This window comes from Micromonospora parastrephiae, assembly GCF_016802865.1.
Classification (GTDB): Bacteria; Actinomycetota; Actinomycetes; order Mycobacteriales; family Micromonosporaceae; genus Micromonospora; species Micromonospora parastrephiae.
On sequence record NZ_JAEVHM010000055.1, the window covers coordinates 13797 to 31801 of the forward strand.

The following is an 18005-nucleotide window of genomic DNA, read 5'->3' on the forward strand; positions in this document are numbered from 1 at the left end:
CGCAGCGAAGCGGAGTCCCGCAGTCGCGAACGAAAGGTCGGTCCGGTGAGCCTCAGCACCGACCTCGCCCGCGCCCAGGTCAAGGCGGAGACTCTGATCGAGGCGCTGCCCTGGTTGGCGCGTTTCTCCGGCTCCACCGTGGTGGTCAAGTACGGCGGCAACGCCATGACCGACCCGGAGTTGCAGCGGGCGTTCGCCGCCGACATGGTCTTCCTGCGCTACGCCGGCCTCAAGCCCGTGGTGGTGCACGGTGGCGGTCCGCAGATCTCGGCCATGTTGGGCCGGCTCGGGATCGTCAGCGAGTTCCGGGGCGGCCTGCGGGTGACCACCGCCGAGGCGATGGACGTGGTCCGGATGGTGCTGGTCGGGCAGGTGGGCCGGGAACTGGTCGGGCTGATCAACTCGCACGGCCCGTTCGCCGTCGGCCTGTCCGGCGAGGACGCCCGGCTGTTCACCGCGGTGCGTCGTCCGGCGTACGTGGACGGGCAACCCGTCGACGTCGGCCAGGTCGGTGACGTCGAGTCGGTCGACGTGTCGGCGGTGACCGACCTGATCGACGCCGGTCGGATTCCGGTGATCTCCACGGTCGCGCCGGACGCCGACGGGGTGCTGCACAACCTCAACGCGGACACCGCCGCGGCCGCCCTGGCCATCGCGTTGCGGGCCCGCAAACTGGTCGTGCTCACCGACGTGGCCGGCCTGTACGCCGACTGGCCGGACACCACCAGCCTGGTTTCCGAGATCACCGGGGACGACCTGGCCAAACTGCTGCCCAGCCTCGAGTCGGGGATGGTGCCCAAGATGGAGGCCTGCCTGCGGGCGGTGCGCGGGGGAGTGCCCGCCGCGCATGTCGTCGACGGTCGGGTGGCGCACTCCACGTTGCTTGAGGTGTTCACCTCGGAAGGATTCGGAACGATGGTGGTGCCGGGAGACGGGATGGTCGCGTCGTGAGCACGTTGGCGCAGCGCTGGACGCAGTCCATAATGGACAATTACGGGACGCCGCCGCTGGCGTTGGTGTCCGGTTCCGGCGCCGTCGTGGTCGACGACGCCGGACGGGAGTACCTGGACCTGGTCGGCGGCATCGCGGTGAACGCCCTCGGCCACGCCCACCCGGCCGTGGTGGCCGCCGTGTCGAAGCAGGTCGCCACGCTCGGGCACGTCTCCAACCTCTACGTGGCCGAGCCGCCGGTCGCGTTGGCCGAGCTGCTGTTGGCCCTCGCCGGCCGGCCCGGTCGGGTCTTCTTCGCCAACTCCGGCGCGGAGGCGAACGAGGCGGCGTTCAAGTTGTCCCGGCGTACCGGGCGCAGCCACGTTGTCGCCACCGTGGGCGGCTTCCACGGCCGCACCATGGGCGCTCTCGCGCTGACCGGCCAACCGGCCAAGGCCGACCCGTTCCGCCCGCTGCCCGGCGACGTGACCCACGTCGGGTACGGCGACGTCGCGGCACTGGAGGCGGCGGTCACCGACGCGACCGCGATGGTGATCCTGGAGCCGATCCAGGGCGAGAACGGTGTGGTCGTCGCGCCGGCGGGTTACCTCGCCGCGGCACGGCGGATCACCGCCCGACACGGCGCGCTGCTGGTGCTCGACGAGGTCCAGACCGGCATCGGTCGTACCGGGCACTGGTTCGCGCACCAGGCCGAGGGCGTGGAGCCGGATGTGGTCACGCTGGCCAAGGGGCTGGGCGGCGGGCTGCCCATCGGCGCCACGTTGGCCTTCGGCCGGGCCGCCGACCTGCTGACCCCCGGCTCGCACGGCACCACCTTCGGCGGCAACCCGGTCAGCTGCGCGGCGGCGCTCGCCGTGGTGGCGACCGTCGCCAACGAGGGGCTGCTCGACCACGTCAAGCGCGTCGGGGAACGGCTGCGCCGGGGCATCGAGGCGCTGGGCCATCCGCTGATCGACGGCGTACGCGGCGCCGGGCTGCTGCTGGGCGTGACGCTCACCGCGCCGGTGGCGAAGGTCCTCGCCGAGGCGCTGCGGGAGGCCGGCTTCCTGGTCAACCCGGTGCAGCCGGACGTGCTCCGGCTCGCCCCGCCGCTGATCCTGACCGTCGCCCAGGTGGACGACTTCCTCGCCGCGCTTCCCGCGGCCCTCGACGTGACGGCCCCGGCGGCCGGCGCGCGACCCGAACCAGCCACGCAGCCCACCACGATGGGGACGACCGCATGATCCGGCACTTCCTGCGCGACGACGACCTCTCGCCCGCCGAACAGTCGACGGTGCTCGACCTGGCGGCGCGGATGAAGGCCGACCGGTTCGGCCACCAGCCGCTGGTCGGCCCCCGCTCGGTGGCGGTGCTCTTCGACAAGCAGAGTCTGCGGACCCGGATCTCCTTCGACGCCGGGATCGCCGAGTTGGGCGGGCACCCCCTGGTCGTGGACACCCAGGTCACCCACTTCGGCCGCGGCGAGAGCCTCGCGGACGCCGGGCGGGTGTTGTCCCGCTACGTCGCGGCGATCGTGTTGCGGACCCACGGCGACGACCGGATCGCCGAGGTGGCGGGCGGCGCCACCGTGCCGGTGGTCAACGCGCTCACCGACGGTTTCCACCCCTGCCAACTGCTGGCCGACCTGCTCACCATCCGGGAGCGGTGCGGCGGCACGGCCGGCCGCACCCTCACCTATGTGGGCGACGGCGCGAACAACATGGCGCAGTCGTACCTGCTGGCCGGGGCGACGGCCGGGATGCACGTGCGGATCGCCGGGCCGGCCGGGTTCGGGCCGGACGAGGCCGTGGTGGAGCGGGCGGCCCGGATCGCCGGCGACACGGGCGGATCGGTACGGGTGCTCACCGACCCGGTCGAGGCGGTCCGCGACGCCGACGTGCTGGCCACCGACACGTGGACGTCGATGGGTCAGGAGGCCGACGGTCTGGACCGGGTCACGCCGTTCCTGCCGTACCAGGTCAACAAGGAACTGCTCGGTCGGGCCGCACCGGACGCGATCGTGCTGCACTGCCTGCCCGCGCACCGCGGTGAGGAAATCACCGACGAGGTGCTCGACGGCCCGCAGAGCGCGGTCTTCGACCAGGCGGAGAACCGGCTGCACGCCCAGAAGGCACTGCTGACGTTCCTGCTGACCGTCACCGGGACGACCCGGTGACCGCCCCGCTGACCCGCGCCGCCCGGCACGCCCGGATCGTGGAGCTGATCCGGGACAGGGCCGTGCGTTCGCAGACCGAGCTGGCCGACCTGCTCGCCGCCGACGGTGTGGGCGTCACCCAGGCCACCCTCTCCCGGGATCTGGAGGAGTTGGGCGCGGTCAAGGTGCGCGGCGGCGACGGGCCCGCGGTCTACCTGATCCCCGAGGACGGCCACCGGCCGCTCCGCGACGCCGAGGCCGCACCGGCCCGGCTGGTGCGACTGCTGCGCGAGCTGCTCAACGGCGTCGACTCCAGCGGCAACATCGCCGTGCTGCGCACCCCGCCGGGCGCAGCCCAGTACCTGGCCAGCGCGTTGGACCGAGCGGGACTGCCCGAGATCGTCGGCACCACCGCCGGCGACGACACCATCCTCGTGGTGGCCCGCGAGGCCGTCGGCGGGGCCGCGCTCGGTGAGAAGCTCTCGGGCTGGGCCCGCCGGGAAGACAACGTCGAAGGGAACAGCACACCATGACCGAGCGGGTCGTCCTGGCGTACTCCGGAGGGTTGGACACCTCCGTCGCCATTCCCTACCTGGCCGAGCAGACCGGCGCCGAAGTGATCGCGGTGGCGGTCGACGTCGGGCAGGGCGGCGAGGACCTCGACGCCATCCGGCAGCGCGCCCTGGACTGCGGCGCCGCCGAGTCCGAGGTGGTCGACGCGCGCGACGAGTTCGCCGCCGACTACTGCCTGCCGGCGATCCGGGCCAACGCCCTCTACATGGACCGCTACCCGCTGGTGTCGGCGCTGTCCCGCCCCCTGATCGTCAAGCATCTGGTGGCGGCGGCGCGTCAGCACGGCGGCACCATCGTGTCGCACGGTTGCACCGGCAAGGGCAACGACCAGGTCCGGTTCGAGGTGGGCCTGAACGCGCTCGCCCCCAACCTGAAGATCATCGCGCCGGCCCGGGACTACGCCTGGACGCGCGACAAGGCGATCGCCTTCGCCGAGGAGAAGGGGCTGCCGATCGACGTGTCGGCGAAGTCGCCGTACTCCATCGACCAGAACCTGTGGGGGCGCGCGGTCGAGACGGGCTTCCTGGAGGACATCTGGAACGCCCCGATCGAGGACCTCTACGCGTACACCGCCGACCCGGCCGAGCCGCGCGACGCCGACGAGGTCGTGATCACCTTCGACGGCGGCGTGCCGGTGGCGATCGACGGCGAGACGGTCACCCCGTACCAGGCGATCCTGGAGCTGAACCGGCGCGCGGGCGCGCACGGCGTCGGCCGGCTCGACATGGTCGAGGACCGCCTCGTGGGTATCAAGAGCCGCGAGGTGTACGAGGCGCCCGGCGCGATTGCGCTGATCACCGCCCACCAGGAGCTGGAGGCGGTGACCGTGGAGCGGGACCTGGCCCGGTTCAAGAAGAGCGTGGACCAGCGCTGGGGCGAGCTGGTGTACGACGGCCTGTGGTTCTCGCCGTTGAAGGACTCGCTGGACGCGTTCATCGACGACGCGCAGCGGCACGTGAGTGGTGAGGTACGGATGAGCCTGCACGGCGGACGCGCCACCGTCACCGGTCGGCGCTCCGAGGCGAGCCTGTACGACTTCGGAATGGCCACCTACGACACCGGCGACACGTTCGACCAGTCGCTGGCGAAGGGCTTCGTGCAACTGTGGGGCCTACCGAGCCGGATGGCCGCCGCGCGGGACGCCCGGCTGGGCGGTGGCGGACAGTGACACGTGCGAGCGCGAGGAGTGAGCGAGCGCAGCGAGTGAGCCCCGCAGTCGCGAGCGAAAGGCAAGCAGAGCAATGATGGGCGGCGTGGACGACAAGAGCCTCACCGAGAACAGCGCCGGCACCAACCGGACGAGCCTGTGGGGTGGCCGGTTCGCCGGCGGCCCTGCCGAAGCGCTCGCCCGACTGTCGGTGAGCGTGCAGTTCGACTGGCGCCTGGCCCCGTACGACATCGCCGGTTCCCGGGCGCACGCCCGGGTCCTCGCCGGGGCCGGCCTGCTCGACCCCGAGGAACTGGGCCGGATCCTGGCCGCCCTGGACGACCTGGAAGCCGCCTGTGCCTCCGGGTCGTTCCGCCCCACCGTCGACGACGAGGACGTGCACACCGCGCTGGAGCGTGGCCTGCTGGAGCGGCTCGGCAGCCTCGGCGGCAAGCTGCGCGCCGGCCGGTCCCGCAACGACCAGGTCGCCACGGACCTGCGGCTCTACCTGCGCGATCACGCCCGGGGTGTGGCCAGCCGCCTCGTCGAGCTGGCCGAGGCGCTGGTCGAGCAGGCCGAGCGGCACGTCGACACCGCGGCTCCCGGCATGACGCACCTTCAGCACGCGCAGCCGGTCACCTTCGGGCACTGGCTGCTCGCCCACGTGCAGCCGCTGCTGCGTGACCTGGAACGGCTGCGCGACTGGGACCACCGGGCCGCGATCAGCCCGCTCGGCGCGGGCGCCCTCGCCGGTTCCGGGCTTCCACTGGACCCGGTGGCCGTGGCGAAGGAGCTGGGTTTCCGGACGTCGTTCGCCAACTCGATGGACGCCGTCGCGGACCGGGACTTCGTCGCCGAGTTCCTCTTCGCCACCGCCATGATCGGCGTGCACCTGTCCCGCCTCGGCGAGGAGGTGGTGCTCTGGACCTCGCACGAGTTCGGCTGGGTGGAACTGGACGACGCGTTCGCCACCGGCTCGTCGATCATGCCGCAGAAGAAGAACGCGGACATCGCCGAGCTCGCCCGGGGCAAGTCCGGCCGGCTCGTCGGCGGCCTGATGACCGTGCTGACCATGCTCAAGGGCCTGCCGATGACCTACGACCGGGACATGCAGGAGGACAAGGAGCCCGCCTTCGACGCGGTCGACACCCTGGAGCTGCTGCTGCCGGCCCTGGCGGGCATGATCTCCACGATGACGGTCCGGGTGGACCGCCTCGTCGCCGCCGCGCCGGTGGGTTTCTCCCTCGCCACCGAGGTCGCCGACTGGCTGGTCCGGCGCAACGTGCCGTTCCGCGACGCCCACGAGATCACCGGCCGGCTGGTGGCGCTCTGCGCGGCCCGGGACTGTGAACTGGAGGACGTTTCCGACGCCGACCTGGCCGCGGTCAGCGAGCACCTCGACCCGTCGGTGCGTGACGTGCTCTCGGTGCGTTCGGCCCTCGCGGCCCGGACCACCCCCGGCTCGACCGGCCCCGGCCCGGTCGCCGACCAGCTCGCCGCCGCCGCGGACCGGTTGGCCAGCTGGCGGGAGTGGGCCACCGAGCGGGTCGTACCCCGCTGATCTCACCGTGGCGCCGGCGCGGGTCGCCGGCGCCACGGTCGGTTCAGGCCGTCGGACGCTCCCGCCTGGGAAGCTTCGCCACCACCATGTCGTACGACGCGTCGACCGCCTCGGTCAGCTCGTCGACGTCGATCCCGCCGTCCAGGCGCAGCGTGTTCCACCCGGACCGGCCGATGTAGGGCATCGGGCGGGCATCGTCGGGGTGGCGGTGCAGCCACTCGTCGGCGACCTCCCGGGTCGGACCGCACTTGATGCCGACCGTGGGCCTTCCATCGCCGTTGCCGAGGAACGCGAAGATCCGGCTGCCCACCTTCACCACCTCGTCGCCCTCCCAGGGCCGGTCCAGCCACGCCCCCGGCTTGGCCAGGCAGTACGCCAGCATCTCCGCGCGCTCCATGCGTGCCTCCCGGAATCGTCGTGCGCACAGTCTGCCCGCCCGGGTGCCCCTCGGCGCGCGCCGTGCCGATCGGGTCACCACCGCTGAGGGGGCCGGCCGGGGTCAGCCGGTCTGCTCGGCGGAGCGGGCCGCGACCCGCTCGTAGCGCTGCCGGGCGGCCTGCGCGCTGCCCAGACCCAACCCGTACGCGATGGCCTGCCAGGTCAGCCCCCGATCGCGAGCCAGGGTCAGAAGCCCCGCCTCCAGAGCGTCCAGCTCCGCGCGGACGTGCGGCAGGAGGGTCAGCGCGGCGGCGAGGTCGGCGCCGTCGACCGGCTCCTCCAGGGGCTCCCGCTCCGCCCCGCCGGCGGCCAGCGCGGTGACCAGGGCGACCGCCTCCCACGGGTCGAGCACGTACGGGTGGGCCCAGCGCCCCCGCTGGGCGTCGGTGCCGGCGTGCCGCTCGCTGATTCGCTGCAGCGCCTCGTGGGTGCGGTGAGCGCGGGCTCGGGCCGGGTCCGGCGCGGTGAACGGCTCGTCGGTCGTCATACCCCGATCCCAACGCATCAACGCTATGTTGTCAACAGATTGTTGAAGCGGGGCGGCGCGGTCCTGCCGCGCGCCGCCCCGGCTCACAGCGACAGGTCGAAGCGGTGCTCGTCGGTGAGGGAGTTGCACAACGCGTCGCAGGAGTTGCCGGTCACCACGCCGAACGCCACGCCGGGGGCGAACGGAAGCTCGGTCGCGGTCACCGCGATCCGGATCTTCTGCGTGGTGGCGTCGCACGCGACCTTGCGGATGGTCGTGCCGGTCCGCACCGACTCGCCGATCGCCTGCGCGACCTTGATCGTCAGCTCGACCTGGGTGGGCTGCGAGCAGGTGAGGGTGACCGGGACGTGGACCGCCGCGCCGTTCGCGTCGATCTTTCCGGTGCCGACGAGCGCGACCGCGGTCAGCGGAGCCCCGTCGGTCAGGGCGGCGGCGCGCAACGGGGCGCTGGCGCTGGCCGACGGCGCGAAGGCGAGGCTGGCGGCGGCCGCGATCAGGCCGATGGTGACCAGTGGCCGACGGAAGCTGCGTACGGTCATGGTGGTTCCTTTCCGGGTCCGTCGCCGCGCCCTGCGACGACACCGGTCACACACCCCGGGCGGGTCGAAGGTTTCGGTGGGCCGATGTGCAGTGGATGAACGCTGGACGTCCGTGCGGTGACCCGGCCGGTCGTCCCGGTCCCGCCGATGCGGTGGCGGGGCGGCGCGCTGGGTACCGTCGAGCCATGGACCTGCTGCCCGGCGACCTCGCCGCCGACGACCGCGCGGCGCTCGCGGACCTGCTCGCCGGCCCGCTGCTGCCGGCCGCGCGTGGGCTGCTTGGCTGCCTGCTGCACGCCGGCGGGGTCACCGTCCGGATCACCGAGGTGGAGGCGTACGCCGGCACGGCCGGGGATCCGGCCTCGCATGCGCACCGCGGACGCACGCCGCGCAACGCGGTGATGTTCGGGCCCGCCGGGCACACCTACGTCTACTTCACCTACGGGATGCACTGGTGCATGAATGTGGTCACCGGGGTCGAGGGGGAGGCCTCGGCGGTCCTGCTGCGCGCCGGCGCGGTGGTCGACGGGCTGGCCACGGCACGGGCCCGCCGACCGGCCGTGCGTCGGGACGTGGACCTGGCCCGGGGGCCGGCCCGGCTCTGCGCCACGCTCGGCATCGACCGCGCCGCCTACGGCGGGTACCTGCTCGGCGACGGGCCGGTCCGGTTGCGTCCCCCGACGGTTCCGGTGCCGCCGGAGGCGGTGGCCGCCGGCCCACGGGTCGGCGTGACCGGAGCGCACGATCTTCCGTGGCGGTTCTGGCTCGACGGCGACCCGACGGTCAGCGCGTACCGCCGGCACGTGCCCCGCACACGGCGCTGAGCGACCGCGCGGCGTGTGCCCGGGTGGATCTGTCGGAGGGTGTGGCCATAATCACGGCACCTACCCGTCGATGGCTCGGAGGACGTCATGGCAACGCTGCTCGCAATCGGTACGGCCAAGGGTCTGTTTCTCGCCACCAGCGCCGACGACCGGCGCAGTTGGGAGATCAGCGGCCCGCACTTCCCGATGACCGGCGTCTACGCGGTCGCGGTCGACACCCGGCGCTCCACGCCGCGACTGCTCGCGGGGATGACCAGTTCGCACTTCGGGCCCAGCGTCGCCACCAGCGACGACCTCGGCGCTTCCTGGGACGAGCCCGACCAGGCGCCGGTCGCGTTCCCGGCCGACACCGAAGCGACCCTCGGGCGGGTCTGGCAGTTGATGCCGGCCGGTCCGGACGAGCCGGACGTCGTCTGGGCCGGCACCGAGCCCTCGGCGCTGTTCAAGTCCACCGACGGGGGCCGCAGCTTCGAGTTGGTCCGTTCCCTCTGGGACCACCCGCACCGCCCGCAGTGGGAGGCCGGCTTCGGTGGTCAGGCCGTGCACACCGTGCTGCCCCACCCGCGTGACCCGGCTCGGCTGCTGGTCGCCATGTCCACCGGCGGGGTCTACCGCTCGGAGGACGCCGGGGCGAGCTGGGCGCCGGGCAACACCGGCATCCGCGCCTACTTCATGCCCGACCAGTGGCCGGAGTTCGGCCAGTGCGTGCACAAGGTCGCCCGGGACGCCGGCAACCCCGAACGGCTGTACGCGCAGAACCACCACGGTGTCTACCGCTCGGACGACGACGGCCGCACCTGGACCTCGATCGCCGAGGGGCTGCCCAGCGACTTCGGCTTCCCGATGGTGGCCCACCCGGGGCGCGGCGGCATGGTGTGGACCTTCCCGTTGGTGGCCGACGGCGAGCGGTTCCCGACCGACCACCGCTGCCGGGTGTTCCGTTCCGCCGACGCCGGCGGCAAGTGGGAGCCGCTGTCGGTCGGGCTGCCCGAGGGGCCGTTCTACCCGGCCGTGCTGCGCGACGCGATGTGCGCCGACGACGCCACGCCCGGTGGGGTCTACTTCGGCACCCGCTCCGGCTCGGTCTACGCGAGCCGCGACGAGGGTGACTCCTGGTCCCTGGTGGCCGCGCACCTGCCCGATGTGCTCTGCGTCCGTGCCGCGGCGGTCTGACGTGGTCACCGTGCTGCTCCCCGGCCCGCTTCGGGGCGAGGCCGGTGGCGCCAGCCGGCTGAGGGTCCCCGCGGTCGGCACGCTGCGGGCGGTCCTCGACGAGTTGGCCGTCGAGCATCCCCGGCTGGCTCGGCGGCTGCGCGACGAGCGTGGCGAGCTGCGTCGCTACGTCAACGTCTATGTCGACGGTGAGGACTGCCGGCACTCGGGCGGGTTGGCCACGCCGGTCGGCGAGGGCGCCGAGGTGCAGGTGCTGCCCTCGGTCGCCGGCGGCTGAGCCGACAGCGGAACCACGTCCGGGCAGGTATGTCCGTTATCGGGGGTGACCCGCGCCACCCCGCGATACGCCGCCCGCGGAATAGTTGCGTCGTCAAATAAGTTGTGAGCTGCGTCCGGGATACCAGGGCGGACCCGGTCGACACGCAGGGAGCTGGTCATGCAGTTCGGAGTCTTCACCGTCGGCGACGTCACGGTCGATCCGACCACCGGTCGGGAGCCGACCGAGCATGAGCGGATCAAGGCGATGGTCACCCTCGCGTTGAAGGCCGAGGAGGTCGGCCTCGACGTCTTCGCCGCGGGCGAGCACCACAACCCGCCGTTCGTGCCCTCGTCGCCGACCACCATGCTCGGTCACATCGCGGCGCGCACCGAGCGGCTGCTGCTGTCCACCGCGACCACGCTGATCACCACCAACGACCCGGTGAAGATCGCCGAGGACTACGCGATGCTCCAGCACCTCGCCGACGGCCGGGTCGACCTGATGATGGGCCGCGGCAACACCGGCCCGGTGTACCCGTGGTTCGGCAAGGACATCCGCGCCGGCATCCCCCTCGCGATCGAGAACTACGAGCTGCTGCGCCGGCTGTGGCGCGAGGACGTGGTCGACTGGAAGGGCCGCTACCGCACCCCGCTGCAGTCGTTCACCGCGACGCCGCGCCCGCTCGACGGCGTTCCCCCGTTCGTCTGGCACGGTTCGATCCGCAGTCCGGAGATCGCCGAGCAGGCCGCCTACTACGGTGACGGCTTCTTCCACAACCACATCTTCTGGCCCAAGGAGCACACCCAGCGGATGGTGGCGCTCTACCGGCAGCGCTTCGAGCACTACGGGCACGGCTCCGCCGACCAGGCCATCGTCGGCCTCGGCGGGCAGGTGTTCATGCGGCGCAACTCGCAGGACGCGGTCCGGGAGTTCCGGCCGTACTTCGACAACGCGCCGGTCTACGGTCACGGACCGTCGCTGGAGGAGTTCACCACCGAGACCCCGCTGACCGTGGGCAGCCCGCAGCAGGTGATCGACAGGACCCTCGGATTCCGCGACTACGTCGGTGACTACCAGCGTCAGCTCTTCCTGATCGACCACGCCGGGCTGCCGCTCAAGACGGTTCTCGAGCAGATGGACCTGCTCGGCGAGGAGGTCGTCCCCGTCCTGCGCAAGGAGTTCGCGTCGATGCGCCCGGCGCACGTGCCGGACGCGCCCACCCACGCCTCGCTGGTCGCCGCCGCGGGCGGTGGCAAGGACAGCACCGTGCACGCCGTGGACGACGTGACGGGCAAGGCGCCGGAGGTGGCCCGATGACCCACCGCACCCTGGCCGTGGTCTCGGCGGGGCTGAGTCAGCCCTCGTCGACCCGGCTGCTCGCCGACCAGCTCGCCGCGGCGACCCGCGACGAACTGGCCCGGCGCGGCCACGAGGTGGAGCTGCGCGTCGTCGACCTGCGGGAGTACGCCCACGACGTGGTGAACAACATGCTCACCGGGTTCCCGCCGACCGCGCTGCGCGAGGCCATCGACGCGGTGACCGGGGCGGACGGGATCATCGCCGTCACCCCGATCTTCAGCGCCTCGTACAACGGGCTGTTCAAGTCCTTCTTCGACGTGTTGGATTCCGGGTCGCTCGTCGATCGACCGGTGCTGATCGGAGCCACCGGCGGCACCGCCCGGCACTCGCTGGCCCTGGAGCACGCCGTCCGCCCGATGTTCAGCTACCTGCGGGCGGTGGTGGTCCCCACCGCGGTCTTCGCCGCACCGGAGGACTGGTCGGACGGCACCGCGGACGGCGCGTTGCGTGGTCGGATCCGGCGTGCCGCCGGGGAGTTGGCCGACCAGGTCGAGCGTCGGCCGCCAGCCAGCGGCCCCGCCGACCCGTTCGCCCTCACCACCGACTTCCTGCAGATGCTCGACCGGGGTGGCGACGCCACGGTCAGCTGACCGGGCGGGCGACCAGCACCGGGCAGTGCGCGTGGTGGATCGCGGCCTGACTGACCGAGCCGAGCAGCAGCCCGGCGAATCCGGACCGGCCCCGGGTGCCGACGACCAACAGCGACGCCGCGCCGCTGGCCTCGATGAGCCCCCGGGCCGGGCCGGCCGCCCGCACCGGATGCTCGCGCACCACCAGGTCGGGATGCTCGGCCCGGACGGCGGTGGACGCGTCGGCGAGCAGCCGTACCGCCTCCGCCTGGTACGCGGCCTGCGACTCCTCGATTTCCTCCGGTATCGGCCGGTCCCCGTCCGGTGGCGGGCCGACGTGCACCAGCACCAGCGGCACGTTCCGCAGCGCGGCCTCGTCCGCGCCGTAGCCCGCGGCGAGCCGGGACGACTCGGACCCGTCCACGCCGACGAGCACCGGCGCGTCCACCGGGATCGGCTGCTCGTCCGGGCGGACCACCAGCACCGGGCAGTGCGCGTGCGCGGCGACCTGCGCGCCCACCGAGCCGAGCAGCAACCCGGCGAACCCACCCAGGCCACGGCTGCCCACGACGACGAGGTCGGCCCGACGGGACTCCTCGACCATGGTGGCGCCGGGGCCGCCGGCGACCTGGCGTACCTCGACGCCGAGGCCGGGCCAACGGTCGATAAGGTCGGCCGCCGCGCGTTCCAACATCTTCTGCGCCTCCTCGGAGGGCGCCGGCACCCCGAGGTCGTACGGGTTGAGCGGCACGCCGTAGCCGAGCGGGTGCAGGTAGCCGTGCACCAGCAGTAACGGGCGGGACCGGAGCAGGGCGGCGTGGGCCGCGTGTTCGGCGGCGACGAGACTGGACGGCGATCCGTCCACACCCACCACGACAGGTCGGTTCATCGGCACTCCCTGGGTCGGTCAGGTCATTGTCGGCGCACCCGCCGGGCGACGCCGGCATTTGCCGGTACGCGCCGCCGCGCCGGAGGTCCCACCTTGTCACCGCCGCTGCGTACCCTCGTCCGATGACTTCGGATGTGCGACTGCGCCCGGTCCGCGAGGACGACCTCGTGGAGTTCTTCCTGCACCAGCAGGACCCGGAGGCCAACCGGATGGCCGCGTTCGGCCCCGCCGACCCGTCGGATCACCGCGAGTTCGCCCGACACTGGGCGCGGGTGCTCACCAACCCGGCGAACCTGGTCCGCACCATCGAGGCAGACGGTGAGGTGGTCGGCTACGTCAGCGCCTTCCCGGTCGACGAGACCACCGAGGTCAGCTACTGGATCGACCCGGCCCGGTGGGGCCGTGGCCACGCCACCGCGGCGCTGGCCGCCCTGCTGCGCGAGGTGCCCCGACCCGTGCACGCCCGCGCCGCCAAGGACAACGCCGCCTCCCTCGCGGTGCTGCGCAAGTGCGGGTTCGTCGTGGTCGGCGAGGACTCGGGGTACGCGAACGGCCGCGGCGTCGACGTCGAGGAGTGGCTGCTGGAACTGCCCGCCGACGCCGCTGACCTGGGCGGGCACTAGTCTCGCGGGGTGAACTGGTTGGATCTCGTCGGCTGGGCCGGCTCCGCGGTGCTGGTCTGGTCGCTGCTGCAGTCGCGCGTCCTGCGGCTGCGCGCGCTCAACCTCGTCGGCTGCGTCGTGCTGATCGGCTACAACACCGCGATCGAGGTCTGGCCCATGGTCGGGCTCAACATCGTGCTCGCGGTGATCAACATCTGGTACCTGCGCGGCATGCTCGCCACCCGACACGACGAGAAGACCTACCAGGTGGTCGAGGTCGGCGTCGGCGACCAGTTCCTGGCGCACACGCTGCGTGTACACGCGCCGGACATCGCCCGCTTCAACCCGAGCTTCCGTTGGGATCCGGACATCGCGGACCGTTCCGCCTTCCTCGTGGTCACGGCCGACGAGGTGGTCGGGGTGGTGCTGTCGCACGCCGAGTCGCGCGGGGTCGCCCAGATCGACCTGGACTACGTGACCCCGAAGTTCCGCGACTTCACCCCGGGGGAGTTCGTCTACCGGCGCAGCCGCCTCTTCACCGAACGCGGCTTCCAGAGGGTGGTCAGCCCGCCCGGAATGGTCGCCCCCTACTACCATCGGCTCGGCTTCCGCCCCGAGGGCGGCTCGTACGTGCTCGACCTGCCCGCGCCGAGGACCACCGATTCGGCGTAGCGTCACCGGGCAGGATTCGGTCGACCCCACACGGGGCACAGAAGCGCGTACGCCGGGCGGGCTCGCCGACCGGCGGGCGCCGCGCGTACCCGCCGGCGTCACCACCACGAGGGAGCGAACCGGGCGTGCAGAGCTACGGGAGCCAACTGGCCCTGGTCGGAATCCTGGTCGTCATCAACGCGCTCTTCGCCGGCAGTGAGATGGCGTTGGTGTCGCTGCGGGACAGCCAGATCCAGCGGTTGGAGCGCACCAGCCGGGCCGGACGGGTGCTGGCCCGCCTCGCCAAGGACCCGAACCGCTTCCTGGCCACCATCCAGATCGGCATCACCCTGGCCGGTTTCCTGGCCTCCGCCGCCGCGGCCGTCTCCCTGGCCAAACCCCTCGTGCCGCTGCTCGCGGTGTTCGGCAGCGCCGCCGAGACGGTGGCCATCGTGGTGGTCACCCTCGCGCTGACCTTCGTCACCCTGGTCTTCGGCGAGCTGGCCCCCAAGCGGATCGCCATGCAGTCCGCCGAGCGCTGGGCGCTGCTGGTGGCCCGCCCGCTCGACCTGCTCGCCAGCCTCACCCGCCCGGCCGTCTGGGCGCTCGGCGCCACCAGCGACCTGGTCGTCCGCCTGGTCGGGCTCAACCCGAAGCACCAGCCGGAGGAGATCGGCCCGGACGAGCTGCGCGACATCGTCGCCGGCAACCACGGCTTCACCAAGGAACAGCGCACGATCATCGCCGGCGCCGTGGAGATCGCCGACCGGCGGTTGCGGGCTGTCCTCGTACCCCGGTTGCAGGTCTTCACGCTCGACAGCGGGACCACCGCGGAGGCCGCGCGGCTCGTGCTGGCCGCCACCGGGCACTCCCGCGCGCCGGTGGTGCGCCACGGCGGCCTGGACGACACCGCCGGAGTGATCCACCTGCGGGACCTGGTGGGCGTGCCCGACGACCGGCCGGTCGACGAGATCGCCCGCCCGCCGATGCTGCTGCCCGACTCGCTGCCCGTGGTGGACGCGCTGCGCCAGTTCAAGGCCGAGCGCCAGCACATCGCCCTGGTCGTGGACGAGCGCGGCGCGGTCGACGGAATCGTGACGCTGGAGGACATCCTGGAGGAGATCGTCGGGGAGATCTACGACGAGACCGACCGGGACGTGAGCTCGGTACGCCGCGAACCGGGCGGCGCCATGGTGCTGCCCGGCACCTTCCCGGTGCACGATCTTCCGGACATCGGCGTCGAGCTGCCGTCGCGCCCGGATGGCGACTACACCACCGTCGCCGGGCTGGTGCTGGCCCGCCTCGGGCACATCCCCACCGTCGCCGGCGAGGACGTGACCCTGGACGGCTGGGTACTGATGGTGACCGGCATCGACCACCGGGCCATCACCGAGGTACGACTGAGCCGGGTGCCCGACGAGGCGGACGACGAGCAGGCCGTCGAGCCGGTCCTGGACGAGGCGCGCAGCTGACCCGCTCGGGTGCCGCCGCTCAGTCGCGCGAGAGGTTCTGCAGACGAACCTGACCACGGGCGACCAGCCGCTCGTCGGCGTCGGTGATCTCCACCTGCCAGAGCTGCTGGCTACGCCCCCGGTGCACCGGGGTGCCGACCGCGGTCAGCTCGCCGTCCCGGACGGCCCGCAGGAAGTCGGTCTGGTTCGACACCCCGACGACCGTTCCCCGGTCGGCCAGCCAGAGCGAACCACCGACGCTGGCCGCGGTCTCCACCACCGAGCAGTACACCCCGCCGTGCTGGATGCCGAACGGCTGGTGCAGCTCCGGGCGGACCCGCCAGCTGATGACCACCCGGTCGGCGCTCGCCTCGTCGAACTTCAGGCCGAGCAGGGCGACGAACCCACCCGTCAGATCGGGCATCTCCACGGCAAACCCCTCCTCGATCAACGGGCGCAAGCCTAACCGGGGCGGGTTGCGCCAAACCCGGTACGGGTCGGCCCCGGCGATGGGGGAGAATCGGTGACCGTGACCGACAGCAGCCCCCCGCCACCCGTGCGGGACTCCCTGACCGACGACCTGCTCTGGCGTGGCCTCATTCAGGACTCGACCGGCCTCGACGAGCTGCGCGAGCTGCTCGACGGCGGGGTTGCCGCCACCTATTACGTGGGCTTCGACCCCACCGCCCCGAGCCTGCACGTCGGCAACCTCATGCAGGTCCTCATGGCCCGTCGGCTGCAACTGGCGGGCCACCGTCCGTTGCTGCTGGTGGGCGGGGCGACCGGGCAGATCGGTGACCCGAAGGAGAGCGCCGAACGGACGCTCAACCCACCCGACGTGATCGCCGGCTGGGTCGAGGGGATCCGCGAGCAGCTCGCGCCCTTCGTGTCGTACACCGGCGAGAACGCGGCGCAGCTGGTCAACAACCTGGACTGGACCGGCGAGATGTCGATCGTCGAGTTCCTCCGCGACGTGGGCAAACACTTCCCGGTGAACAAGATGCTGGCGCGGGAGGTGGTGCGGGCCCGGCTGGAGACCGGCATCAGCTTCACCGAGTTCAGCTACCAGCTGTTGCAGGGCAACGACTTCTACGAGCTGCACCGCCGGCACGGCTGTCAGCTCCAGTTCGGTGGCTCCGACCAGTGGGGCAACATCACCGCCGGCGTCGACTACGTCCGCCGGCGGGGCGCGGGGCCGGTGCAGGCGTTCACCACGCCCCTGGTCACCAAGGCCGACGGTACGAAGTTCGGCAAGAGCGAGGGCGGCGCCGTCTGGCTCGACCCGACGATGACCAGCCCGTACGCGTTCTACCAGTTCTGGCTCAACGTCGACGACCGGGAGGTCGACCGCTACCTGCGCTACTTCAGCTTCCGCTCCCGCGACGAGCTGGAGGAGTTGGCCAAGGCCACCGCCGAGCGACCGGCCGCCCGGCTGGCCCAGCGGGCGCTCGCCGAGGAGCTCACCACGCTGGTGCACGGCACCGAGGAGACCCGGCAGGCGGTCGCCGCCAGCCAGGCCCTGTTCGGGCGGGGTTCGCTCGACGACCTGGCCCCGGAGACGCTGCGCGCGGCGCTGACCGAGGCGGGCCTGGTGCGCCTCACCGGTGAGCTGCCCGACGTGGCCGGCCTCCTACGGGACTCCGGACTCGTGAGCGGTCTCAAGGAGGCCCGCCGGGTGATCGCGGAGGGTGGCGCGTACGTCAACAACGACCGGGTGACCGAGGTGGACGCCACGCTGTCGCCAACCGATCTGTTGCACGGGCGGTACCTGGTGCTGCGCCGCGGCAAGCGCTCCTTCGCGGGCGTCGAGCTGGGAGAATAGTCGGCCGTCGACGGTGTGACGGGGGACGCGTCCGGCGGATTTGACGATCACTCCGCCGGACGCGTAACTTTCTCTCTGCCAGCGCGGAACGGACGAAACAGGCGAAAGTCTGAAAGGCCGGAGCGCGGGAATGACCGCCGGGTCGGAGGGGTTGTACCCCTCGGAACCGGTACCGGGTGGTGCCCCCAGGTTCGCCGCGAGGCGGATTTGGCGCGGCGGAACCGACCGGGTAAGGTAGGCAGTCGGCAGGGAAACGGGCGAGTGAGCGGGAAACCGCGGACGGCCGGCCAGCCGACACCATGACGAAAGCGGCGCAAGCCGGTTGAGACATGATGCCCGCAATACGGTACGAAGCACGACGAACCGCGAAACACCGGTTTGACACGGCAGAAACCCGCGGGTAACGTAGTAAAAGTGCCTGGCGCTGAAAGCGCCGGGGACGCAGAGCGGAAAGCCCCGAGATGGGGTCTCACGGTGTGGGGCTTTTGATCGGTGTGTGGTTGTTCTTTGAGAACTCAACAGGGTGCTTGTAAAGCCAGTGCCAATTATGATTTATACCCCGGACTGACCGGTTTT

20 protein-coding genes are annotated in these 18005 nt (G+C 72.1%); 15 read left to right on the forward strand and 5 right to left on the reverse strand.

The genetic code is table 11. The annotated features are described in order from the left end of the window. The first annotated feature begins 45 nt into the window (after positions 1–45). The 6 genes from argB to argH all read left to right on the forward strand — a co-directional run bounded on the left by argB (position 46) and on the right by argH (position 6366). A complete protein-coding gene (gene argB, locus JNW91_RS13905; RefSeq protein ID WP_203175292.1) occupies positions 46–951 on the forward strand; it encodes an acetylglutamate kinase in 906 nt (301 codons plus the stop codon). After that, on the forward strand, positions 948–2174 hold the full coding sequence (locus tag JNW91_RS13910; protein ID WP_309244355.1) for an acetylornithine transaminase: 1227 nt from the start codon (positions 948–950) through the stop codon (positions 2172–2174). Before argB ends, JNW91_RS13910 begins: the two co-directional genes overlap by 4 nt. After that, on the forward strand, positions 2171–3106 hold the full coding sequence (gene argF, locus JNW91_RS13915) for an ornithine carbamoyltransferase (RefSeq protein ID WP_203175295.1): 936 nt from the start codon (positions 2171–2173) through the stop codon (positions 3104–3106). The genes JNW91_RS13910 and argF overlap by 4 nt, the downstream gene beginning before the upstream one ends. Further along, positions 3103–3618, forward strand: coding sequence for an arginine repressor (locus JNW91_RS13920; RefSeq protein ID WP_203175296.1), 516 nt, complete (start codon positions 3103–3105; stop codon positions 3616–3618). The genes argF and JNW91_RS13920 overlap by 4 nt, the downstream gene beginning before the upstream one ends. Continuing rightward, entirely contained in the window at positions 3615–4826 is a 1212-nt protein-coding gene (locus JNW91_RS13925; RefSeq protein ID WP_203175297.1) for an argininosuccinate synthase, read from the forward strand. The genes JNW91_RS13920 and JNW91_RS13925 overlap by 4 nt, the downstream gene beginning before the upstream one ends. A gap of 76 nt (positions 4827–4902) precedes the next feature. After that, a complete protein-coding gene (gene argH, locus JNW91_RS13930; RefSeq protein WP_203175299.1) occupies positions 4903–6366 on the forward strand; it encodes an argininosuccinate lyase in 1464 nt (487 codons plus the stop codon). Between the two features lie 43 nt (positions 6367–6409). Here the strand turns inward: argH and JNW91_RS13935 are convergent, their stop codons facing one another. From JNW91_RS13935 to JNW91_RS13945, 3 genes are all read right to left on the reverse strand, one after another. Beyond that, positions 6410–6763: an MmcQ/YjbR family DNA-binding protein gene (locus JNW91_RS13935; protein WP_203175301.1), complete on the reverse strand. Its 354-nt coding sequence runs from the start codon at positions 6761–6763 to the stop codon at positions 6410–6412. Positions 6764–6865: 102 nt separating this feature from the next. Continuing rightward, on the reverse strand, positions 6866–7291 hold the full coding sequence (locus JNW91_RS13940) for a DNA-binding protein (RefSeq protein ID WP_203175303.1): 426 nt from the start codon (positions 7289–7291) through the stop codon (positions 6866–6868). An 83-nt stretch (positions 7292–7374) separates the two neighbouring features. Next, entirely contained in the window at positions 7375–7830 is a 456-nt protein-coding gene (locus JNW91_RS13945; RefSeq protein WP_203175304.1) for a hypothetical protein, read from the reverse strand. A gap of 185 nt (positions 7831–8015) precedes the next feature. Here JNW91_RS13945 and JNW91_RS13950 point away from each other — a divergent pair, with 185 nt between their 5' ends. From JNW91_RS13950 to JNW91_RS13970, 5 genes are all read left to right on the forward strand, one after another. Then, entirely contained in the window at positions 8016–8654 is a 639-nt protein-coding gene (locus JNW91_RS13950; RefSeq protein WP_203175306.1) for a DNA-3-methyladenine glycosylase, read from the forward strand. Between the two features lie 87 nt (positions 8655–8741). Beyond that, entirely contained in the window at positions 8742–9827 is a 1086-nt protein-coding gene (locus JNW91_RS13955; RefSeq protein WP_203175308.1) for a WD40/YVTN/BNR-like repeat-containing protein, read from the forward strand. Next, a complete protein-coding gene (locus JNW91_RS13960) occupies positions 9811–10104 on the forward strand; it encodes a ubiquitin-like small modifier protein 1 (RefSeq protein ID WP_309244356.1) in 294 nt (97 codons plus the stop codon). The genes JNW91_RS13955 and JNW91_RS13960 overlap by 17 nt, the downstream gene beginning before the upstream one ends. 159 nt (positions 10105–10263) lie before the next feature. Next, on the forward strand, positions 10264–11403 hold the full coding sequence (locus JNW91_RS13965; RefSeq protein ID WP_203175310.1) for an LLM class flavin-dependent oxidoreductase: 1140 nt from the start codon (positions 10264–10266) through the stop codon (positions 11401–11403). Further along, positions 11400–12035: an FMN reductase gene (locus JNW91_RS13970; protein WP_203175312.1), complete on the forward strand. Its 636-nt coding sequence runs from the start codon at positions 11400–11402 to the stop codon at positions 12033–12035. The genes JNW91_RS13965 and JNW91_RS13970 overlap by 4 nt, the downstream gene beginning before the upstream one ends. On the opposite strand, the gene JNW91_RS13975 is transcribed toward JNW91_RS13970, so the two are convergent. After that, a complete protein-coding gene (locus tag JNW91_RS13975; RefSeq protein ID WP_203175314.1) occupies positions 12028–12909 on the reverse strand; it encodes a universal stress protein in 882 nt (293 codons plus the stop codon). The genes JNW91_RS13970 and JNW91_RS13975 overlap by 8 nt on opposite strands. A 116-nt stretch (positions 12910–13025) precedes the next feature. Between JNW91_RS13975 and JNW91_RS13980 the strand changes: the two genes are divergently transcribed. The 3 genes from JNW91_RS13980 (at position 13026) to JNW91_RS13990 (ending at position 15628) form a co-directional block, all read left to right on the forward strand. Further along, positions 13026–13526, forward strand: a complete 501-nt coding sequence (locus tag JNW91_RS13980; protein ID WP_203175316.1) for a GNAT family N-acetyltransferase — start codon at positions 13026–13028, stop codon at positions 13524–13526. A 9-nt stretch (positions 13527–13535) separates the two neighbouring features. Further along, complete coding sequence (locus JNW91_RS13985; RefSeq protein ID WP_203175318.1) at positions 13536–14177, forward strand: hypothetical protein; 642 nt, start codon at positions 13536–13538, stop codon at positions 14175–14177. A 125-nt stretch (positions 14178–14302) separates the two neighbouring features. Continuing rightward, positions 14303–15628, forward strand: coding sequence for a hemolysin family protein (locus JNW91_RS13990; RefSeq protein ID WP_203175320.1), 1326 nt, complete (start codon positions 14303–14305; stop codon positions 15626–15628). 19 nt (positions 15629–15647) lie between these two features. Here JNW91_RS13990 and JNW91_RS13995 read toward each other — a convergent pair whose 3' ends face one another. After that, on the reverse strand, positions 15648–16031 hold the full coding sequence (locus tag JNW91_RS13995; RefSeq protein WP_203175328.1) for a PaaI family thioesterase: 384 nt from the start codon (positions 16029–16031) through the stop codon (positions 15648–15650). A gap of 105 nt (positions 16032–16136) precedes the next feature. Between JNW91_RS13995 and tyrS the strand changes: the two genes are divergently transcribed. Then, positions 16137–17429 carry a tyrosine--tRNA ligase gene (tyrS, locus tag JNW91_RS14000; RefSeq protein ID WP_203175330.1) on the forward strand — a complete coding sequence of 431 codons (1293 nt, stop codon included), beginning with the start codon at positions 16137–16139 and terminating at the stop codon, positions 17427–17429. The last annotated feature ends 576 nt before the right edge of the window (positions 17430–18005 follow it).

Excerpts from the sequence above, each read along its gene's own strand:
- JNW91_RS13925 (WP_203175297.1), top strand. The coding sequence starts at position 3,615 with ATGACCGAGCGGGTCGTCCTGGCGTACTCCGGAGGGTTGGACACCTCC.
- JNW91_RS13935 (WP_203175301.1), bottom strand. The coding sequence starts at position 6,763 with ATGGAGCGCGCGGAGATGCTGGCGTACTGCCTGGCCAAGCCGGGGGCG.
- JNW91_RS13940 (WP_203175303.1), bottom strand. The coding sequence starts at position 7,291 with ATGACGACCGACGAGCCGTTCACCGCGCCGGACCCGGCCCGAGCCCGC.
- argF (WP_203175295.1), top strand. The coding sequence starts at position 2,171 with ATGATCCGGCACTTCCTGCGCGACGACGACCTCTCGCCCGCCGAACAG.
- JNW91_RS13955 (WP_203175308.1), top strand. The coding sequence starts at position 8,742 with ATGGCAACGCTGCTCGCAATCGGTACGGCCAAGGGTCTGTTTCTCGCC.
- JNW91_RS13950 (WP_203175306.1), top strand. The coding sequence starts at position 8,016 with ATGGACCTGCTGCCCGGCGACCTCGCCGCCGACGACCGCGCGGCGCTC.
- JNW91_RS13970 (WP_203175312.1), top strand. The coding sequence starts at position 11,400 with ATGACCCACCGCACCCTGGCCGTGGTCTCGGCGGGGCTGAGTCAGCCC.
- argH (WP_203175299.1), top strand. The coding sequence starts at position 4,903 with ATGGGCGGCGTGGACGACAAGAGCCTCACCGAGAACAGCGCCGGCACC.
- JNW91_RS13995 (WP_203175328.1), bottom strand. The coding sequence starts at position 16,031 with ATGCCCGATCTGACGGGTGGGTTCGTCGCCCTGCTCGGCCTGAAGTTC.
- JNW91_RS13945 (WP_203175304.1), bottom strand. The coding sequence starts at position 7,830 with ATGACCGTACGCAGCTTCCGTCGGCCACTGGTCACCATCGGCCTGATC.
- JNW91_RS13980 (WP_203175316.1), top strand. The coding sequence starts at position 13,026 with ATGACTTCGGATGTGCGACTGCGCCCGGTCCGCGAGGACGACCTCGTG.
- JNW91_RS13965 (WP_203175310.1), top strand. The coding sequence starts at position 10,264 with ATGCAGTTCGGAGTCTTCACCGTCGGCGACGTCACGGTCGATCCGACC.